This window comes from Pseudomonas putida, assembly GCF_016406145.1.
Classification (GTDB): domain Bacteria; phylum Pseudomonadota; class Gammaproteobacteria; order Pseudomonadales; family Pseudomonadaceae; genus Aquipseudomonas; species Aquipseudomonas putida_E.
In genome coordinates, this window is the sequence record NZ_CP066306.1 from 3,841,687 (window position 1) to 3,857,213 (window position 15,527).

Sequence of the window (15,527 nt, forward strand, 5' to 3'; positions counted from 1 at the left end):
CCTCAGACCAGGTGCAAAGCGTTGAGCAGCAGGTCGATCAGCTTGATCCCGGCAAATGGCACGATGATGCCGCCCAGGCCGTAGATCAGCAGGTTGCGCCGTAGCAGATGGGCAGCACTGGCCGCCTGTACGCGCACGCCGCGCAGCGCCAAGGGGATCAGTACGATGATGATCAGTGCGTTGAACACGATGGCCGAGAGGATCGCACTCTGCGGGCTGGCCAGCTGCATCAGGTTGAGCACGCCCAGTTGCGGGTAGATGGCAGCGAACAACGCCGGCAAAATGGCAAAGTACTTGGCCACGTCGTTGGCGATGGAAAACGTGGTCAGCGCGCCACGTGTCACCAGCAGCTCCTTGCCGACCTGGACCACGTCCAGCAGCTTGGTCGGGTCGCTGTCCAGATCAACCATGTTGGCGGCTTCGCGCGCGGCCTGGGTGCCGTCGTTCATGGCCATGCCTACGTCAGCCTGGGCCAGAGCAGGGGCATCGTTGGCACCGTCGCCGCACATGGCCACCAGGCGGCCGTCGTTCTGCTCCTGGCGGATGCGCGCCAGCTTCTTCTCCGGTGTGGCTTCGGCCAGCACGTCATCAACACCTGCCTCGGCGGCGATGGCCGCGGCCGTCAGCGGGTTGTCGCCGGTGACCATCACCGTGCGAATACCCAGCTTGCGCAGCTCGGCGAAGCGTTCGCGGATGCCAGGCTTGACCACGTCCTTGAGATGGATCACGCCGAGCAGCCGCTTGTCCACGCACACCAGCAGCGGCGTACCACCACTCTGAGCGATGCGTTCAACTTCGCGGGCCAGCGCCAGCGGCATTTCCAGGCGCTGCATGCCGACGAAGGCGAGGACGGCATCAACGGCGCCCTTGCGGTAGCGATGCTGCTGGAAATCGATGCCCGACAGGCGTGTCTCGGCACTGAAGGCAATGGCGTCGAACTGCCCCACGCCCGGCTCGACGAAGTCATGCAACTGGCGCAGGTACTCGACGATCGACTTGCCTTCGGCCGTGTCATCGGCCAGCGACGCGAGCAAGGCGCCCTCGCCCAGCTCCTTGGCGGTCACCCCGGTGGCTGCATGCAGGGCGCTGCAACGGCGATTGCCAAAGGTGATGGTGCCGGTCTTGTCGAGCATCAGCGTGTGCACGTCACCGGCCGCCTCCACGGCACGGCCCGAGCGGGCGATCACGTTCAGGCGCACAAGGCGATCCATGCCGGCGATGCCGATGGCCGAGAGCAGGCCACCAATGGTGGTCGGGATCAGCGTCACCAGCAGTGCAGCAAGGAAAATCAGTGGCAGACTGCCGCCGGCGAAGTGGGCGAATGGCTGCAGCGTGACCACTACGATCAGGAAGATCAACGTCAGGCCGATCAGCAGAATATCCAGCGCGATTTCGTTGGGCGTCTTCTGTCGCTTGGCGCCTTCGACCAAGGCGATCATGCGGTCCAGGGTAGACTCGCCCGGGTTGCTGGTGATGCGAATAAGCAGCCAGTCGGAAACCAACCGGGTATTGCCAGTGACGGCCGAGCGGTCACCCCCGGATTCACGAATCACCGGCGCAGACTCACCGGTGATGGCCGCTTCGTTGACCGCCGCGATGCCCTCGAGCACCTCGCCGTCACCCGGGATCATCTCGCCGGCAACGACACGGACTACGTCGTCCTTGCGCAGCTGCGCAGCGGCAACGGTCTCGAACGTGCCGTCGCGCATACGGCGCTCTGCGGTCAGCCCCTGACTGCCGGCCTTGAGGCTATCGGCGCGGGCCTTGCCGCGGCCCTCTGCCAGCGCTTCGGCAAAGTTGGCGAACAGCACGGTAAACCACAGCCACAACGCGATCTGCACGGCAACGCCGGTGCTCACGTCACTGCCGGGTGCAAAGCACAGCACGGTGGTCAGGACGGCGGTCAGCGCGACCACCAGCATGACCGGCGAGCGCTTGAGCTGCCGCGGGTCAAGCTTGACGAATGCTTGCACCAGCGCCGGGCGCCACAGCGCGGCGAAGCGGGTCTGGTCCTTGGCGCTGTGCCGGGCGTTCACTTCAGGAATGGGCATGTTCATGGTCGGTTCCTCAGAAACCCAGGCTCAGGTGTTCAGCGATTGGCCCAAGGGCCAGGGCCGGCAGGAAGGTCAGGCCGCCCACCAGCAGGATGGTCACCAGCAGCAGGCCGGTGAACAGAGGGCCATGGGTTGGGAAGCTGTTCAGCCCTTGCGGCGCGCTTTTCTTAGCGGCCAGGCTGCCAGCCAAGGCCAGGATCGGCAGGATGTAGCCAAAGCGGCCGATGAGCATGGCCAGGCCGATCATCACGTTGTGGAATACGGTGTTGGCACCGAACCCGGCGAACGCCGAGCCGTTGTTGGCGGCACCCGAGGTGTAGGCGTAGAGCAATTGGCTGAAGCCATGTGCACCTGGGTTGCTGACCGCGCTGGCAGGGCCCGGCAGGCTGGCGGCGATGGCGCCAAGCACCAGCACACCGACCGGCATCACCAGCAGGGTTGCCACCAGCAGTTGCACTTCCCGGGCCTGTAGTTTCTTACCGAGGTATTCCGGCGTGCGGCCGATCATCAAGCCTGCCAGGAATACCGCGATCAGCACGAACAGCAACATGCCGTAGAGCCCCGCGCCAACGCCGCCGAAAATCACCTCGCCGACCATCATGTTGACCATAGCGACCATGCCGGTGAGCGGGTTGAGGCTGTCGTGCATGGCGTTGACCGAGCCATTGGACGCTGCGGTGGTGGTTACCGTCCACAGCACCGAGCCGGTCGTGCCGAAGCGGCTTTCCTTGCCCTCCAGGGGTGCGCTTTGCTGAACCTGCGCGCTTTCCAGCGCCGGGTTGGGCTGGTGCTCCGACCACAGTGCGGTCGCGCCGCCAATCAGGAAAAGGCCGAGCATGCAGGCCAGAATCGCGCGGCTTTGGCGCAGGTCCTTGACGTAATGGCCGAAGGTGAAGACCAGGGCGGCCGGGATCAGGATGATCGAAGCCACCTCGAACAGGTTGCTCCAGGCAGTGGGGTTCTCGAACGGGTGTGACGAGTTGACTCCGAAGAAGCCGCCGCCGTTGGTCCCCAATTGCTTGATCGCGATCTGGCTGGCGGCAGGGCCGAGCGGAATCGTCTGGTCAGCACCTTGCAGGGTCACAGCGTGGGCGTAGTCAGCGAAGGTCTGCGGCACACCCTGCCAGACCAGCAGCAGCGCGAGCACCAGGCACAACGGCAACAGGCCGTAAAGGGTGGCACGGGTCATGTCGACCCAGAAGTTGCCAATACTGGTGGTCGAGCGCCGGGCGATGCCGCGACACAAGGCGACCAGCACGGCCAGCCCGGTAGCGGCGCTTACGAAGTTCTGTACGGTCAGGCCGAGCATCTGGCTCAGGTAACTGACCGAGGCTTCACCGCTGTAAGCCTGCCAGTTGGTGTTGGTGACAAAGCTCACCGCGGTGTTGAAAGCCAGCGACCATTCCTGGCCGGGCAAGTGTTGCGGGTTGAGCGGCAGGTAACCCTGCAGTAAAAGTACGCTGAAGAGCAGCACGAAACCGGCCAGGTTGAACGCCAGCAGCGCCAGGGCGTACTGCTTCCAGTTCTGTTCCTGATCGGCGCGCACGCCGGCCAGCCGATAGCAGCCCCGCTCCACCGGCCCAAGCAGCGGCGTCAGCCAAGTCCGCTGGCCTTCCATGACGTTGAAGTAGAACCGCCCGAGCCAGGGTGCCGGCAGCAGCACGATGGCGAAAAACGCCAGCAGCAACGCGAAGTCATAACTGTGCATGGCCGCTCCCTAGCTGCGATCGGCGCGCAGCAGCGCCATCAGCAGGTAAACCGCCAACGCCACTGCCAGTAGCAGTGACAGCCCGTCGAGCATGTTCATGTGTGGATCTCCCCTTGTTACGGCTTGGGCCGCTTTGGGGGAATTGTCCGAGGGAGGGGCGTAAAGGTACGAGATCGAGGCGTGCGGCTGGAGATAAAGAATGCGTAAAGATCAGGATTGTGGTGTTGCCTGCATCGGCCCATGCGCAGGGCGAGCCCGCCCGGGCCGACGCAAGGCTAACGTTGTGGCGTTGGCTGCCCGGCGTTGCGGCTCCAGTCCAGCAGCAGGCTATACCCCACCGCCAGCAGGGTTGGCCCGATGAACAGGCCAATGAAGCCAAAGGCAATCAAACCGCCAAACACTCCGAGCAGCACGATCACCAGCGGCAGGTTGCCGCCCCTGCTGATCAGGTAAGGCTTGAGCACGTTGTCCACGCCACTGATGACGAAGGTGCCCCAGATACCCAGGAACACCGCCATGCCGTACTCACCCTGCCATACCAGCCAGGCAGTCGCGGGTATCCACGCAAGTGGCGGCCCCATGGGGATCAGGCTGAGCATGAAGGTGACCAGGCCCAGCACGATGGCCCCCGGCACACCGGCGATCAGGAAGCCGATCAAGGCCAGCAGTGCCTGTGCCGCCGCCGTACCGATCACCCCGTTGACCACCCGTTGCACGGTGCCCGCAACCAGCTCCAGGTAATACTCGGCGCGCTCACCTACAAGGCGGTTCAGCAAACGCAGGACGAACGCCGCCAGGCGCGGACCATCGCGGTAGAAGAAGAACACGAAGACCAGGCTCAGCGTCAGCTCCAGCACACCACTGCCGATTTGCGCACTGCGTGCCAGCAACCAGTTGCCGACCTGACCCAGATGAGGCTTGACCGACGCGATCAGCGCGGCGCCCTGCTGGTCGAGCGACTGCCACCCGCTGACCAGGCGCTCACCCACTAGGGGAATGCCACCCAGCCACGCCGGGGCATCAGGCAAGCCATCCACCTGCACGTCGCGCACGAAGGCGGTGGCGTCCCGAACATGGTCGGCGAGGTTGAAGCCCAGCCACACCAGCGGCAAGGCCACGATCAGGATCCAGGCCGAGGTCAGCAGGCCTGCAGCCAGTGTTTCACGCCCACCCAGTGCGCGTGTCAGCAGGCGCATCAGCGGCCAGCTGGCAAACGCCAGGATAGCCCCCCACAACAACGCGGAGATGAACGGTGCCATCACCCACAACGCAGCGCCGAGCAAGGTCAGCAGGATAATCTGGATCAGCAGGCGATCATTGTTGGCCATGGTGGCGCTCATTCAACGGATCAGTTCCAGGTGCAGGCCATCGGTGGGGGTATTGCCGACTTCGAGCCGGTTGCTGCGTACGCCGGCCTTGACCAGTTGCTCGCGCCAGGCCTCAGCCTGGGGACCACTGAGGGTTGCACGCAACGTGCTGTCCAGGTTCAGGCTGCGACCCAGCAACGCTACCCAGGCAGGTTGCGGCGCACTCAGGTCAGGGTAGTCAAGCTTGCCAGTGTCGCGCATTTCGCGCAGCACCGTGGCGGGCGTGGGCAGCAGCTCACCCAGCGGGCTGCTGGCGACGAACTCTTCCACGTGCAGGTAGGCGCGGCGATTGCCGCGGGTAACGCTGTAAAGCGCCACCAGGGTGTCTGCCTCATCGGCGGAACGGCGCAGCAGGATGAATGCCTGCTGCTCGTCACCGCCATTGAGCCGCGCACTGCCGAACACATCGTTGCCCCACAGGCTGGCTTCGCCGCAATCGCGGCCCTGGCACCAGAACAACGGGTAGCCGCCATCGCGCTGCAATGCTTCGCGGGCGCTGGTAAAAGCCTCGCGCGCCGTGCGCTCGACCGGCAGCTCATAGGTGATGGAGCTGACCTGGCCGCGGCTCTCGACCTTGTCGTCCACGCGCAGACGACCGCTGATCTTGCGCAGCGGGCCCATAGGGTAAACCCGTTCCTGCTCGACTGCCGGGCGTTGCTCGACCACCTTGGCATCCACGGGCACCGGCAGGGCGCCGGCCCACAGCAGCGGGCTGACGAGCGCCAGGCAGGCGCCGGCAGTACGGATCATGACGGGCACGCTCATCGGCGACCCGCGCGACGGCAAGCGCCGTAATGAAGCTCCAGAATGTCTGGCAGTTGCATGGTTGTCTCCCTGTTCAACCCGCCAAGCCTCGACACTTGTCCGGCTCAAGTCAAGCAAAGCCAAAGAAGCGATTGATACAGTCTGCGACAAGGGTCGCGCCGTGTTCATCGTTCAGGTGCAGATGATGGCCACCGGGCAGCACCTTCTGTTCAAAGGGTAGCTGCTGCAGCAACTCGCCGTGGCGCGCCAGCATGCCATCGGCCGCCACCACCAGGCAGGCCGGGCAGTTCACCCCGCGCACATAGGCCATGGCCTGGGCATGGCTCAAGCGCACCGGCGATGGCAACGTCAGGCGGCTGTCACTGCGCCAGCTGTAACCGCCAGGCACCGGCATCAGGCCGCGCTGGGCGAGCAACTCGGCAGCGTCCCGGCTGACCGCGACCATGCCCTTCATGCGCGCCTGCACGCCCTCCTCCAGGGTCTTGTAGACCGACTTGCGTTTGCCATCCAGGCGCAACCGGGCCTGCAGCGCCAACCCCAGGCGTTCGCCGGCATCCGCCTCGGCGCCGGTCGGGGGGATGACGCCGTCGATCAACACCAGATGGCTGACCCGCTCGGGCAGGGCGGCGGCCAGTTGCACAGAAATGATTGCCCCCAGCGAATGCCCCAACAGGGCAAACCGTTGCCAACCCAGTTGTTCGGCAACCCGCAGTACATCATGGGCGTAGTCGGCCAGCGCATAGCCGGCGCCTGGCGGGCGGTGTTGCGAGTAGCCATGCCCGGCAAGGTCCAGGGCGAGGATACGCAGGCCTTTCAATCGCGGTGCGAGGCGGGCAAAACTGTTGGCATTGTCCAGCCAGCCATGCAGGGCGATCACCGGCAGGCCATCTTCGGGGCCGAACAGGTGAGCAGCCAGCTCGATATGACCCAGGCTGAGACGGACTTCCTCCACGTGGGCACTCATGCCTGGCCCCAGCGGTCGAACAAGCCTTTGATCAGGCTGGCAGTGTCCGCCGGCCGCTCCAGCGGGAACATGTGCCCACCGGGTACGCAGTGGTACTCGCCCTTGGGCATGCCGCGCACCGCCAGCGTGTGGTGGCGACGAATCACATTGCTGCGCTCACCCCGCACCATTGCCAGGGGCACCTGAAGCTGCCGCGCAGGGGCAGGGCTTGCGTGAGGGATACTGCGGTAGATGCTGATTTCGGTAGCCGGATCGAAGCGCAGGCGTACCCCCTGCTCCATGTCTTCCAGGCCATGTTCAAGGTAGGCTTCCAGGCAGTCGGGGTCAAAATGCCGGAACAGCTTTTTGCTCGCGAAATAATCCCGTGCGCTGGCGCGGTCGCTGAACGCCTCGCGCCGGCCCAGCGTGCGGCCTGCAGGGGTAATGCGGTCGATGAAGCCAAAGCGCTTGGCGGTGCGCAGCAACCACTGATCGGCGCGGGTCAGCACCGGTGAATCAAGCATGACCACACCCCGGTAGTAAGCCGGGCACCTCAGTGCTGCATGCAGATGCAGCACGCCACCCAGCGAGTGGCCGACACCCCACACCGGCTGATCCTGCCGGGCCAGGTGGTGCAAAAGTTCGTCCACCAGGCTCTGCCAGTTCTCGTTCACCGGAAAGCGGGGGTCATGGGCATGCTGGGGCAGATGCTGCACCTGGTAATCCGGCGCCAGGGCCGCGAACAGCTTGCCGTAGGTGGCCGACGGGAATCCGTTGGCATGGGCGAAGAAGATCTGCTGCGACATGGCACCTGGTCCGGTACGGGGATGATGGCCCATTGTCGGCATCCCGCTGGCGCTCGGCAACATCCGTAAAGGTCATCGGCGAGGGCGATCAGGTCACCGGGGCTGACGAAGCTGGGCTGCGAGCAATCGGCTGAGGGCACGGCAACAGGCGCAAACGCCCGTTGCCGACCACTCAAGGGGCGTGCTGCAGGGCCTGCAGGGTCATCAGCCCCGCCAGCGGCCAGTCGCCTTCAAGCTGCGCCAGGCTGGCGGTGCTCAACGGCGCAGGCTGTTGCGCGTGACCATGCTCCAGCATACCGACCAGCGCACCCACCAACGGCTGGTGGCTGACCAGCAATACGTGCTCAAGCCCCAGGCGTTCGAGTTCAGCGATCACCTCCTGCACGTTGCTGTCGGGCGTCAGCCAGGGCACGGTGCGCACCGGCTCGGCGAAACCCAGGGTGTCATGCACAAGGGCCGCCGTTTGTTGGGCACGCACGTAGGGGCTGGCAATGATGGCCTGCAGCGGCTGGCCGAGCAGATACGCAGCACTGTGCAGCACCTGCTCGCGACCATGGGCAGTCAGGCGCCGCTCGGCGTCGGTGTGGGCCCTGGGCTCTGCCTCACCGTGGCGCAATACCCACAGCTTCACAGTTTGGGCTCCTCGTCGCGCACCGGGTGGGGTGCAGGGGCAACGGCATGCGGAGCTTCGCCTTCCGGCGCACGCGGTGTGGGCCAGTCTGCGAAAGGCCACGGCTTGCTGTCGGTGTGGAAAGTGCCAAAGCGACCGATCTGCGCCAGGTACTGGCTCAGGCTGTCGCCAAAGTTCATCAGGCTGGCGCTCGGCGCGCCATAGATCAGACGGTAGACGAGCTGCACCAGCACCAGGCCGCCGAGTAGCAGCTCGGCCAGTTGCCACACCACCAGAAATACCACCATCCACAGCACGCGCAGGATGATCGACTCGCGCTGGGCGCGCTCAGGGGTATCGTTCATGTGTCGCTCCTTGTTCTGTTCAAAGCCGCTAAAGGCTCAGTTGAAACCGCTGATGGAAATGAAGTCGACGTCGGTCTTGGGCTCGGCGCGCATCAGGCGCTCGATCACCTGGTTCAGCGTGCGGCCTTCGAAGAGGATGGCGTGCAGCCCGGCCACCAGCGGCATGTAGACCTGGACCTCTTCAGCCTTGGCCTTGAGCACCTTGAGGGTATTGACCCCTTCTGCCACCTCGCCCAGGCGATTGACCGCCTGCTCCAGCGTCAGGCCTTGGCCCAGGGCGTGCCCGACCTGGTAGTTGCGGCTCTTGGGCGAAGAACAGGTGACGATCAGGTCGCCGACCCCGGCAAGGCCGAGGAAGGTCATGGGATTGGCACCCTGGCTCACGGCGAAACGGGTCATTTCGGCCAGCGCACGGGTGATCAGCATGCTCTTGGTGTTTTCGCCCATGCCCAGGGCCACGGCCATGCCAGCAATGATCGCATAGACGTTCTTCAGAGCCCCACCCAGCTCGACACCGAAGCGGTCGCTGCTGGCGTAAACCCGGAAGGTATGCCCGTGCAGCACCGCCTGCACGCGCTGGCAGAGGTCTTCATCTTCGCTGGCGACCACGGTAGCGGTCAGCGCATGCTCAGCGATCTCGCGGGCCAGGTTTGGCCCGGACAACACACCGATTCGCGCATCGGGCGCGATCTCTTCAAGGATCTGACTCATCAGCTTGAAGCTCTGCGCTTCGATGCCTTTGGTCAGGCTGACCAGGCATTTGCCGCGCAGCAGCCCGGCATGCGGGGCCAAAACGCTGCGCAAGGCGCTGGAGGGCAGCGCGACGAAGATCAGGTCGCTGTAGTGCAACGTGGCCAGCAGGTCGTTGACCGGCTCGACGCCGTCATGCAGACGGATGCCTTTGAGGTAGCGCGGGTTCTCGCGATTGACGCGCATGGCCTCGGCCTGCTCAGGGTCACGCATCCATTGGCGTACCGGCACGCCGTTCTGCGCCAGCAGGTTCGCCACGGCGGTGCCGAAGCTTCCGCCCCCCAGAACTGCAACAGGTTGCTGTTCAGTCATATTCAATCCGTTAAAGCCATAAGTTAAGTGGCGACTGGGCCATTATACGGCAAGCTGCAAGCTGCAAGAGACAGCGGCCTCATTGGCCACAAGGTTTTCTTGTAGCTTGCAGCTTGCCGCCTGTGGCTGGCAAAACCCCCATGGTCAGTTAACATGCCTGTTTCAACTCTGATACAAGGCCGTATCGTGTTCCATGGCACGCCTCCCTACCCTCGCCTGTTGCTGCTGACTGCCCTGCTGGGCAGCCCGGCCGTGGCCGACGACCTGTTCATCGACAACGCCGACCTGCCACAGGTTCTGACCGCCACGCGGCTGAAACAATCCCCGGCCGCCGTGCCGGGCAGCATGACCGTGCTCGACAGCGAACTGATCCGTGCCAGCGGCGCCCGCGACATCCCCGAACTGCTGCGCCTGGTGCCGGGGATGATGATCGGCTACGGCGCCGGCAACCAGCCAACCGTCAATTACCACGGCACCAACGTCAACGAAGCCCGGCGCATGCAGGTGCTGATCGACGGCCGCTCGGTGTACCGTGCGGGCCTGGCCACGGTGGACTGGAGCGACATCCCGGTGGCGCTGGAGGACATCGAACGCATCGAGGTGTTCCGCGGCCCCAACACCGTCAGCTACGGCGCCAATGCACTGATGGCGGTGGTCAACATTCTCACCCGCAATCCGGCCGACAGCCATGGCACGCGCATGAAGCTGACCCGCGGCCAGGACGGCATCGATGACTACTACCTCAGCCACGGTTTCGGTTGGGACGGCGGTGATCTGCGCTTGTCGGTGTCGGGCCAGAAAGATGACGGCTTCGATGAAAACCAGTTCGGCCAGGATTACCGCGACAGCCGCCGCCTGAACCGCTTCAACCTCAGCGTCAGCCATAACCTCGCGACAAACCAGACCCTGGAATGGCAACTGGCAGCCAAAGAGGGCAGCAACCAGCGGCCCTACACCTACCAGCCCGTATTCCCCTTCGTTACCGAAAGCGGCAACAACGCCGACGTCAACGCCAAGGACTACGCAGGCTCCGTGCGCTGGAACATCGACTTCAACCCTGACCACAGCCTGTATGTGCAGGGCTCGGCCCAGCACTTCGACCGCCAGCAGGTCTGGCGCGCCTGCGACGCAGCGTTGTCGTTCAGCCCGGAACTGACCCGGCTGTGGCAGCTCAACCCGAATTTTGCCGAGCAGGTCGCTCGAGGGGCCAACAATCCGCCCAACAGCAGCAACCCCGAAGAGCAGGCACTGGTCGATGCCATCAAGGACCAGTGGAACAACCAGGGCGGCAGCAACGTGGTGTGCGGCGATGTCGACCAGAGCACCCGTGAGACCCGCTACGACCTGGAAATCCAGGATACCCTGAGCCTGACCGACAACCTGCGCCTGCTCAGCGGCATGAACTATCGTTATGACCGCGCCGACTCGCAGACGTATTTCGACGGCGGCCTCGACGATCAGACCTGGCGCCTCTTCGGCCAGTTGGAGTGGCGTGCGGACGATCACTGGATCCTGCAGGGCGGCGCGATGTTCGAAGACTCGCAACTGTCCGGCAGCTCGCTGTCCCCGCGCATGGCAGTCAACTACCTGATCACCCCGCGCCACGGCTTGCGTGCGGTGTATTCCGAGGCAGTGCGCTCCCCGGACATGTTCGAAAACAACGTCAACTGGAGCTACACGGTCAAGAACCTTACCCCAACTGCGTTCGGCCAGCAGAACGGCGAGTATTTCGTCAAGACCCGCGGCCCGGGCGACCTCGACCAGGAACGCATGCGTTCTCGCGAGTTGGGCTACAACGGCCAGTTCACTGATATCGACCTGAACATGGATGTGAAGCTGTTCTATGACGAGATCACCGGAATGATCAGCGAGCCACTCAGGAACAACCAGTACATCGCCAGTAACGCCAACAAGGCCCGATTCAGCGGCAGCGAGGCACAGCTGGACTGGCGCCCCACCCGGCGCGACCGCCTGCGTTTCACTTATGCCTATGTCGATGCTTGGGCCAGCAACCCCGCCGACAGCGCCAACACCGCCCGCAACAGTGGCTCGGCCGGCTGGATGCGCGAATGGGGTGATGGCTGGTCCAGTGCACTGTTCTACTACGGCGACGATGCGCTCAACCAGTACCGCTACGAGCGCCTCGACCTGCGCCTGGCCAAACGCTTTCGTATCGAGGGCAGCACCCTTGAGCTGGCTGCGTTGTGGCAGCAGCGCCTGGACGACGAGCCGACCACCACCCTCCAGAACCGCTATGACAGCCGTCACCGCCTGAGCGTCAGCGCGGAGCTGGAGTTCTGATGGCCCGCCTGCTGCGCCTGCTGGTGTTCTGCCTATGGCCATTGGGTTCGCTGTCCGCCAGCGAAATCCTGTTGGTCGGTGGCGAGGAACAGCCCGGCATCCGTAGCTTTGTCGCGGCCCTCGAAAGCCGCCGCAACCAAGACCAGGTACGGTTTCAGACCGTTGCCGAACTGCCGCGCCCAGGCAAGCTCAAGGCCGACCTGCGCCTGGTGCTGCTTGACAGCGCCGCACTGGAGTGGCGCCTGGCCGAAAGCAAAGGGCCGGCGGCCCTGGCCATGCGCATCAGCCGCGTGCAGGCCGAGCAGCGCCTGGGAAAGTCGCGACCGGCGTACCTGACGCTGCTGTGGAGTGACCCGCCCCTGGCTCGCCAGTTGCGCCTGGCCCGCTACCTGTTGCCGCAGGCCCAACGCATCGGCGTGCTGTACGCAGAACACAGCCATTTTCTGCTTGACGAACTACGCCAGGCGGCCCGGCCACTGGGGCTGGAAATTGTCGCCCAGCAATGGCCGGACCAGCGCGACAGCCGGCCGCTGCTGGATCTGTTGGGCAATAGCGACGTGCTACTGGGCCTGGAAGACCCCGACCTTTACAACTCCAAGACCGCCAAGAACCTGCTGCTAAGCAGCTACGGCCGGCAGATGGCGTTGATCGGCCCGAACGCCGGTTTCGTCCGCGCCGGTGCTCTGGCCAGTACCTACAGCGACCAAGAGGACTGGCTGGCGGTGCTCGACCAACTGCTCGACCGCCCGCCAGCGCAATGGCCGCGCAGCCTGTACCCCGCACGTTTCGGGGTCAGCGGCAACCAGCAGGTGGCTCGCGCCCTGGGCCTTGAACCGATTGATCCGAACGCCACTGCCAAGGTTTTGGCTGAAGGAGAACCCACCCCATGACTAGACGCCTGAGCTGGGATATCCACACCCGTACGCAGATCATAAGCCTAGGCCCTGCGCTGCTGCTGACATTGCTGCTGATCAGCTTCTTCACCTTCGTGCGCATCCAGGACTTGCGCCAGGAGCTCAACCATACCGGTCAGTTGATCGCCAATCAGTTGGCTCCAGCGTCCGAGTACGGTGTGATCTCGGGCAACAACGAAGTGCTCGAAGGCCTGATGCGCGCCACCCTGAGCATCCCCCACGTGCGCTTTCTGGAAGTGCAGGACAGCCGCAACCACATCCTGGTGTACGTCGAGCAGTCAGACGAGAGCGCTAACCGGGCACAACGCGTAGAGGTGTTCCAGGCGCCGATCCGGCTTCAGCAAATCCGCCTGGACAACGACTTCCTGCAGCAGGGCAAAGCGCCGTCGCCGGCAATCGGGGACGATTATCTGGGGCGGGTGATCGTCGGCATGTCGGACGACGCCTTCAGCCAGCGCCAACAGGAGATCGTTATCAAGGCTGGCATCCTGGCGCTGTTCGCCCTGTTGTTCACCTTCCTGCTCGCACGCCGCCTGGCCATGAGCCTCGCAAAGCCGATCAGCGACATGGGCCATGCCGTCAAGGCCATCCAGCAAGGTGACTACAACACCCCGCTGCCGGTGGTCGACGACAGCGAGCTGGGCCACCTGGCACGCCACATCAACAACCTGGCCAGCGCACTGGAACAGGCCAGCGCCGAACAGAAACAGGCCATTGCCCAGTTGATTCAGGCCCGCGAGGAAGCCGAGCAGGCCAACGGCGCCAAATCGGAATTCCTGGCGATGATGAGCCACGAGTTGCGTACTCCCATGAACGGCGTGCTGGGCATGCTGCAACTGCTCGAAACCACCCAGTTGACCAGCGAGCAAGCCGAATACACGGCTGTGGCCAGCGAATCCACCGGGCACTTGCTCAAGGTGATCAACGACATTCTCGATTTCTCGCGGATCGAACGCACCACACTGCAACTGGAGCATATCGACTTCAATCTCGGCGAGCTGATCGCCAGCAGCGTGCAGTCCTTCCAGCACAGCGCACAGCAACGAGGCCTGGATCTGCAGCTGCAATTACCGACCCAGAGCGAGCGGCTGCAGGTGGTGGGCGACCCGACACGCATCCGCCAAATCCTCCTCAACCTGGTCGGCAATGCCCTGAAGTTCACTGAACGCGGCCAGGTGCAGGTCGAGGCTCGGTGGCAGGCGCTCGATCGTCAGACCTTGTGGTTCACGTGCAGCGTGCGCGACACAGGTATCGGCATCGACAGCGAACGCCTGGAAATGATGTTCGTCGCCTTCCAGCAGGCCGACAGCTCGATTTCACGGCGCTATGGCGGTACTGGCCTGGGGCTGTCCATCGCTCGTACCCTTGCTGAACGCATGGGCGGCAAGCTGCGTGGCGAAAGCCACGAAGGGCTGGGTTCGACCTTCACCCTGGAAATGCCGCTCGCCCTGGCCAGCCCTGCGTCTGCGACATTGCCCGGCGCGCTGGCGGCTCACACACCGCTCGCCGAAGGCGAACGGATCCTTTTGGTGGAGGACAACCCGGTCAATCAGAGCGTTATCGAAGCCATGTTGCGCAGCCTGGGGCTGGAAGTCAGCGTGGCCCATGACGGCATCCAGGCCGTTGAAAAGGTCAGCCAGCAGCACTTTGCGGCCATACTGATGGACTGCCGCCTGCCACAGGTCGATGGTTATGAAGCCACACGACGCATACGCCTGCTGCCCAACGGCGGCAAGCTACCGATCATCGCCTTGACCGCCAACGCCCTGCAGGGTGATCGGGAACGCTGCATGGCCGCCGGCATGGACGATTACCTGAGCAAACCGTTGCGCCGCACTGACCTGCAGCAGGTGTTACAACGCTGGCTGCCCGGCCGGACAGTCGCGACTGGCGATAAATGCTAAAGTGCGGCAGTCTTAAGGACTGGACAGGACCGTCATCGGCCCTGAAAATAGACGTTTCAGTGCACACCTGTACTTCTTTCGCCAGGTGCGCTGTGACTTTCACTACAACGCAATAGTCTACCTGTAGGCTGCCGCCCGGACTGATGCCGGGTTGGCCGGGAAGATTCATCCCCTGCCACAGGGGGTTATTGAGGAGCTCGCATGACCAAACAACACGCCTTTACTCGGGAAGACCTGCTGCGCTGCAGTCGCGGTGAGCTGTTCGGCCCAGGTAATGCGCAACTGCCCGCGCCGAACATGCTGATGGTCGATCGCATCACCCATATCAGCGAAGAAGGCGGCAAGTACGGCAAAGGTGAATTGGTCGCCGAGCTGGATATCACCCCGGACCTGTGGTTCTTCGCCTGCCATTTCGAAGGCGACCCGGTAATGCCCGGCTGCCTGGGCCTTGACGCCATGTGGCAGCTGGTTGGTTTCTTCCTGGGCTGGCAGGGCCTTCCAGGCCGTGGCCGCGCCCTGGGCTCGGGTGAAGTGAAATTCTTTGGTCAGGTATTGCCCACCGCCAAGAAAGTCACCTACAACATTCACATCAAGCGCGTCCTGAAGGGCAAGCTGAACATGGCCATCGCCGATGGCTCGGTCAGCGTTGACGGCCGCGAGATCTACACTGCCGAAGCCCTGCGGGTCGGCGTGTTCACCTCCACTGACAATTTCTAAGGGTTATTCGC

At 63.9% G+C, this 15,527-nt stretch carries 14 protein-coding genes; 4 read left to right on the top strand and 10 right to left on the bottom strand.

The window, feature by feature from the left end:
* Positions 1–2 precede the first annotated feature (2 nt).
* The 10 genes from kdpB to JET17_RS17730 all read right to left on the bottom strand — a co-directional run bounded on the left by kdpB (position 3) and on the right by JET17_RS17730 (position 9,680).
* Entirely contained in the window at positions 3–2,057 is a 2,055-nt protein-coding gene (gene kdpB, locus JET17_RS17685; protein ID WP_012315322.1) for a potassium-transporting ATPase subunit KdpB, read from the bottom strand.
* Positions 2,058–2,067: 10 nt separating this feature from the next.
* The gene (gene kdpA / locus JET17_RS17690) at positions 2,068–3,762 is read right to left on the bottom strand and encodes a potassium-transporting ATPase subunit KdpA (protein WP_012315323.1); all 1,695 of its coding nucleotides are present in this window, start codon (positions 3,760–3,762) and stop codon (positions 2,068–2,070) included.
* A gap of 9 nt (positions 3,763–3,771) precedes the next feature.
* Entirely contained in the window at positions 3,772–3,861 is a 90-nt protein-coding gene (gene kdpF / locus JET17_RS17695) for a K(+)-transporting ATPase subunit F (RefSeq protein ID WP_039602773.1), read from the bottom strand.
* Between the two features lie 176 nt (positions 3,862–4,037).
* Positions 4,038–5,090, bottom strand: coding sequence for an AI-2E family transporter (locus JET17_RS17700; protein WP_042112064.1), 1,053 nt, complete (start codon positions 5,088–5,090; stop codon positions 4,038–4,040).
* Between the two features lie 12 nt (positions 5,091–5,102).
* The gene (locus JET17_RS17705) at positions 5,103–5,894 is read right to left on the bottom strand and encodes a DUF4892 domain-containing protein (RefSeq protein WP_012315325.1); all 792 of its coding nucleotides are present in this window, start codon (positions 5,892–5,894) and stop codon (positions 5,103–5,105) included.
* A gap of 109 nt (positions 5,895–6,003) precedes the next feature.
* Positions 6,004–6,858, bottom strand: a complete 855-nt coding sequence (locus tag JET17_RS17710) for an alpha/beta hydrolase (protein ID WP_012315326.1) — start codon at positions 6,856–6,858, stop codon at positions 6,004–6,006.
* Positions 6,855–7,643, bottom strand: coding sequence for an alpha/beta fold hydrolase (locus tag JET17_RS17715; RefSeq protein ID WP_012315327.1), 789 nt, complete (start codon positions 7,641–7,643; stop codon positions 6,855–6,857). The genes JET17_RS17710 and JET17_RS17715 overlap by 4 nt, the downstream gene beginning before the upstream one ends.
* A 172-nt stretch (positions 7,644–7,815) precedes the next feature.
* Positions 7,816–8,274: a phosphohistidine phosphatase SixA gene (sixA, locus tag JET17_RS17720; RefSeq protein ID WP_012315328.1), complete on the bottom strand. Its 459-nt coding sequence runs from the start codon at positions 8,272–8,274 to the stop codon at positions 7,816–7,818.
* The gene (locus tag JET17_RS17725; protein ID WP_012315329.1) at positions 8,271–8,618 is read right to left on the bottom strand and encodes a DUF4389 domain-containing protein; all 348 of its coding nucleotides are present in this window, start codon (positions 8,616–8,618) and stop codon (positions 8,271–8,273) included. The genes sixA and JET17_RS17725 overlap by 4 nt, the downstream gene beginning before the upstream one ends.
* A 36-nt stretch (positions 8,619–8,654) precedes the next feature.
* Positions 8,655–9,680, bottom strand: a complete 1,026-nt coding sequence (locus JET17_RS17730) for an NAD(P)H-dependent glycerol-3-phosphate dehydrogenase (RefSeq protein ID WP_012315330.1) — start codon at positions 9,678–9,680, stop codon at positions 8,655–8,657.
* 153 nt (positions 9,681–9,833) lie between these two features.
* Here JET17_RS17730 and JET17_RS17735 point away from each other — a divergent pair, with 153 nt between their 5' ends.
* The 4 genes from JET17_RS17735 to fabA all read left to right on the top strand — a co-directional run bounded on the left by JET17_RS17735 (position 9,834) and on the right by fabA (position 15,516).
* Positions 9,834–11,981, top strand: a complete 2,148-nt coding sequence (locus JET17_RS17735; RefSeq protein WP_012315331.1) for a TonB-dependent receptor plug domain-containing protein — start codon at positions 9,834–9,836, stop codon at positions 11,979–11,981.
* Positions 11,981–12,871: an ABC transporter substrate-binding protein gene (locus JET17_RS17740; protein WP_012315332.1), complete on the top strand. Its 891-nt coding sequence runs from the start codon at positions 11,981–11,983 to the stop codon at positions 12,869–12,871. The genes JET17_RS17735 and JET17_RS17740 overlap by 1 nt, the downstream gene beginning before the upstream one ends.
* Positions 12,868–14,799, top strand: a complete 1,932-nt coding sequence (locus tag JET17_RS17745; RefSeq protein WP_012315333.1) for an ATP-binding protein — start codon at positions 12,868–12,870, stop codon at positions 14,797–14,799. The genes JET17_RS17740 and JET17_RS17745 overlap by 4 nt, the downstream gene beginning before the upstream one ends.
* Positions 14,800–15,000: 201 nt before the next feature.
* Entirely contained in the window at positions 15,001–15,516 is a 516-nt protein-coding gene (fabA, locus tag JET17_RS17750; protein ID WP_012315334.1) for a 3-hydroxyacyl-[acyl-carrier-protein] dehydratase FabA, read from the top strand.
* The last annotated feature ends 11 nt before the right edge of the window (positions 15,517–15,527 follow it).

Bases quoted from the DNA above. Each gene is read 5' to 3' on its own strand.
- kdpA (WP_012315323.1), bottom strand. From the start codon at position 3,762: ATGCACAGTTATGACTTCGCGTTGCTGCTGGCGTTTTTCGCCATCGTG.
- JET17_RS17705 (WP_012315325.1), bottom strand. From the start codon at position 5,894: ATGAGCGTGCCCGTCATGATCCGTACTGCCGGCGCCTGCCTGGCGCTC.
- kdpB (WP_012315322.1), bottom strand. From the start codon at position 2,057: ATGAACATGCCCATTCCTGAAGTGAACGCCCGGCACAGCGCCAAGGAC.
- JET17_RS17735 (WP_012315331.1), top strand. From the start codon at position 9,834: ATGCCTGTTTCAACTCTGATACAAGGCCGTATCGTGTTCCATGGCACG.
- JET17_RS17700 (WP_042112064.1), bottom strand. From the start codon at position 5,090: ATGGCCAACAATGATCGCCTGCTGATCCAGATTATCCTGCTGACCTTG.
- fabA (WP_012315334.1), top strand. From the start codon at position 15,001: ATGACCAAACAACACGCCTTTACTCGGGAAGACCTGCTGCGCTGCAGT.
- JET17_RS17710 (WP_012315326.1), bottom strand. From the start codon at position 6,858: ATGAGTGCCCACGTGGAGGAAGTCCGTCTCAGCCTGGGTCATATCGAG.
- JET17_RS17740 (WP_012315332.1), top strand. From the start codon at position 11,981: ATGGCCCGCCTGCTGCGCCTGCTGGTGTTCTGCCTATGGCCATTGGGT.
- JET17_RS17725 (WP_012315329.1), bottom strand. From the start codon at position 8,618: ATGAACGATACCCCTGAGCGCGCCCAGCGCGAGTCGATCATCCTGCGC.
- JET17_RS17745 (WP_012315333.1), top strand. From the start codon at position 12,868: ATGACTAGACGCCTGAGCTGGGATATCCACACCCGTACGCAGATCATA.
- JET17_RS17730 (WP_012315330.1), bottom strand. From the start codon at position 9,680: ATGACTGAACAGCAACCTGTTGCAGTTCTGGGGGGCGGAAGCTTCGGC.
- kdpF (WP_039602773.1), bottom strand. From the start codon at position 3,861: ATGAACATGCTCGACGGGCTGTCACTGCTACTGGCAGTGGCGTTGGCG.
- JET17_RS17715 (WP_012315327.1), bottom strand. From the start codon at position 7,643: ATGTCGCAGCAGATCTTCTTCGCCCATGCCAACGGATTCCCGTCGGCC.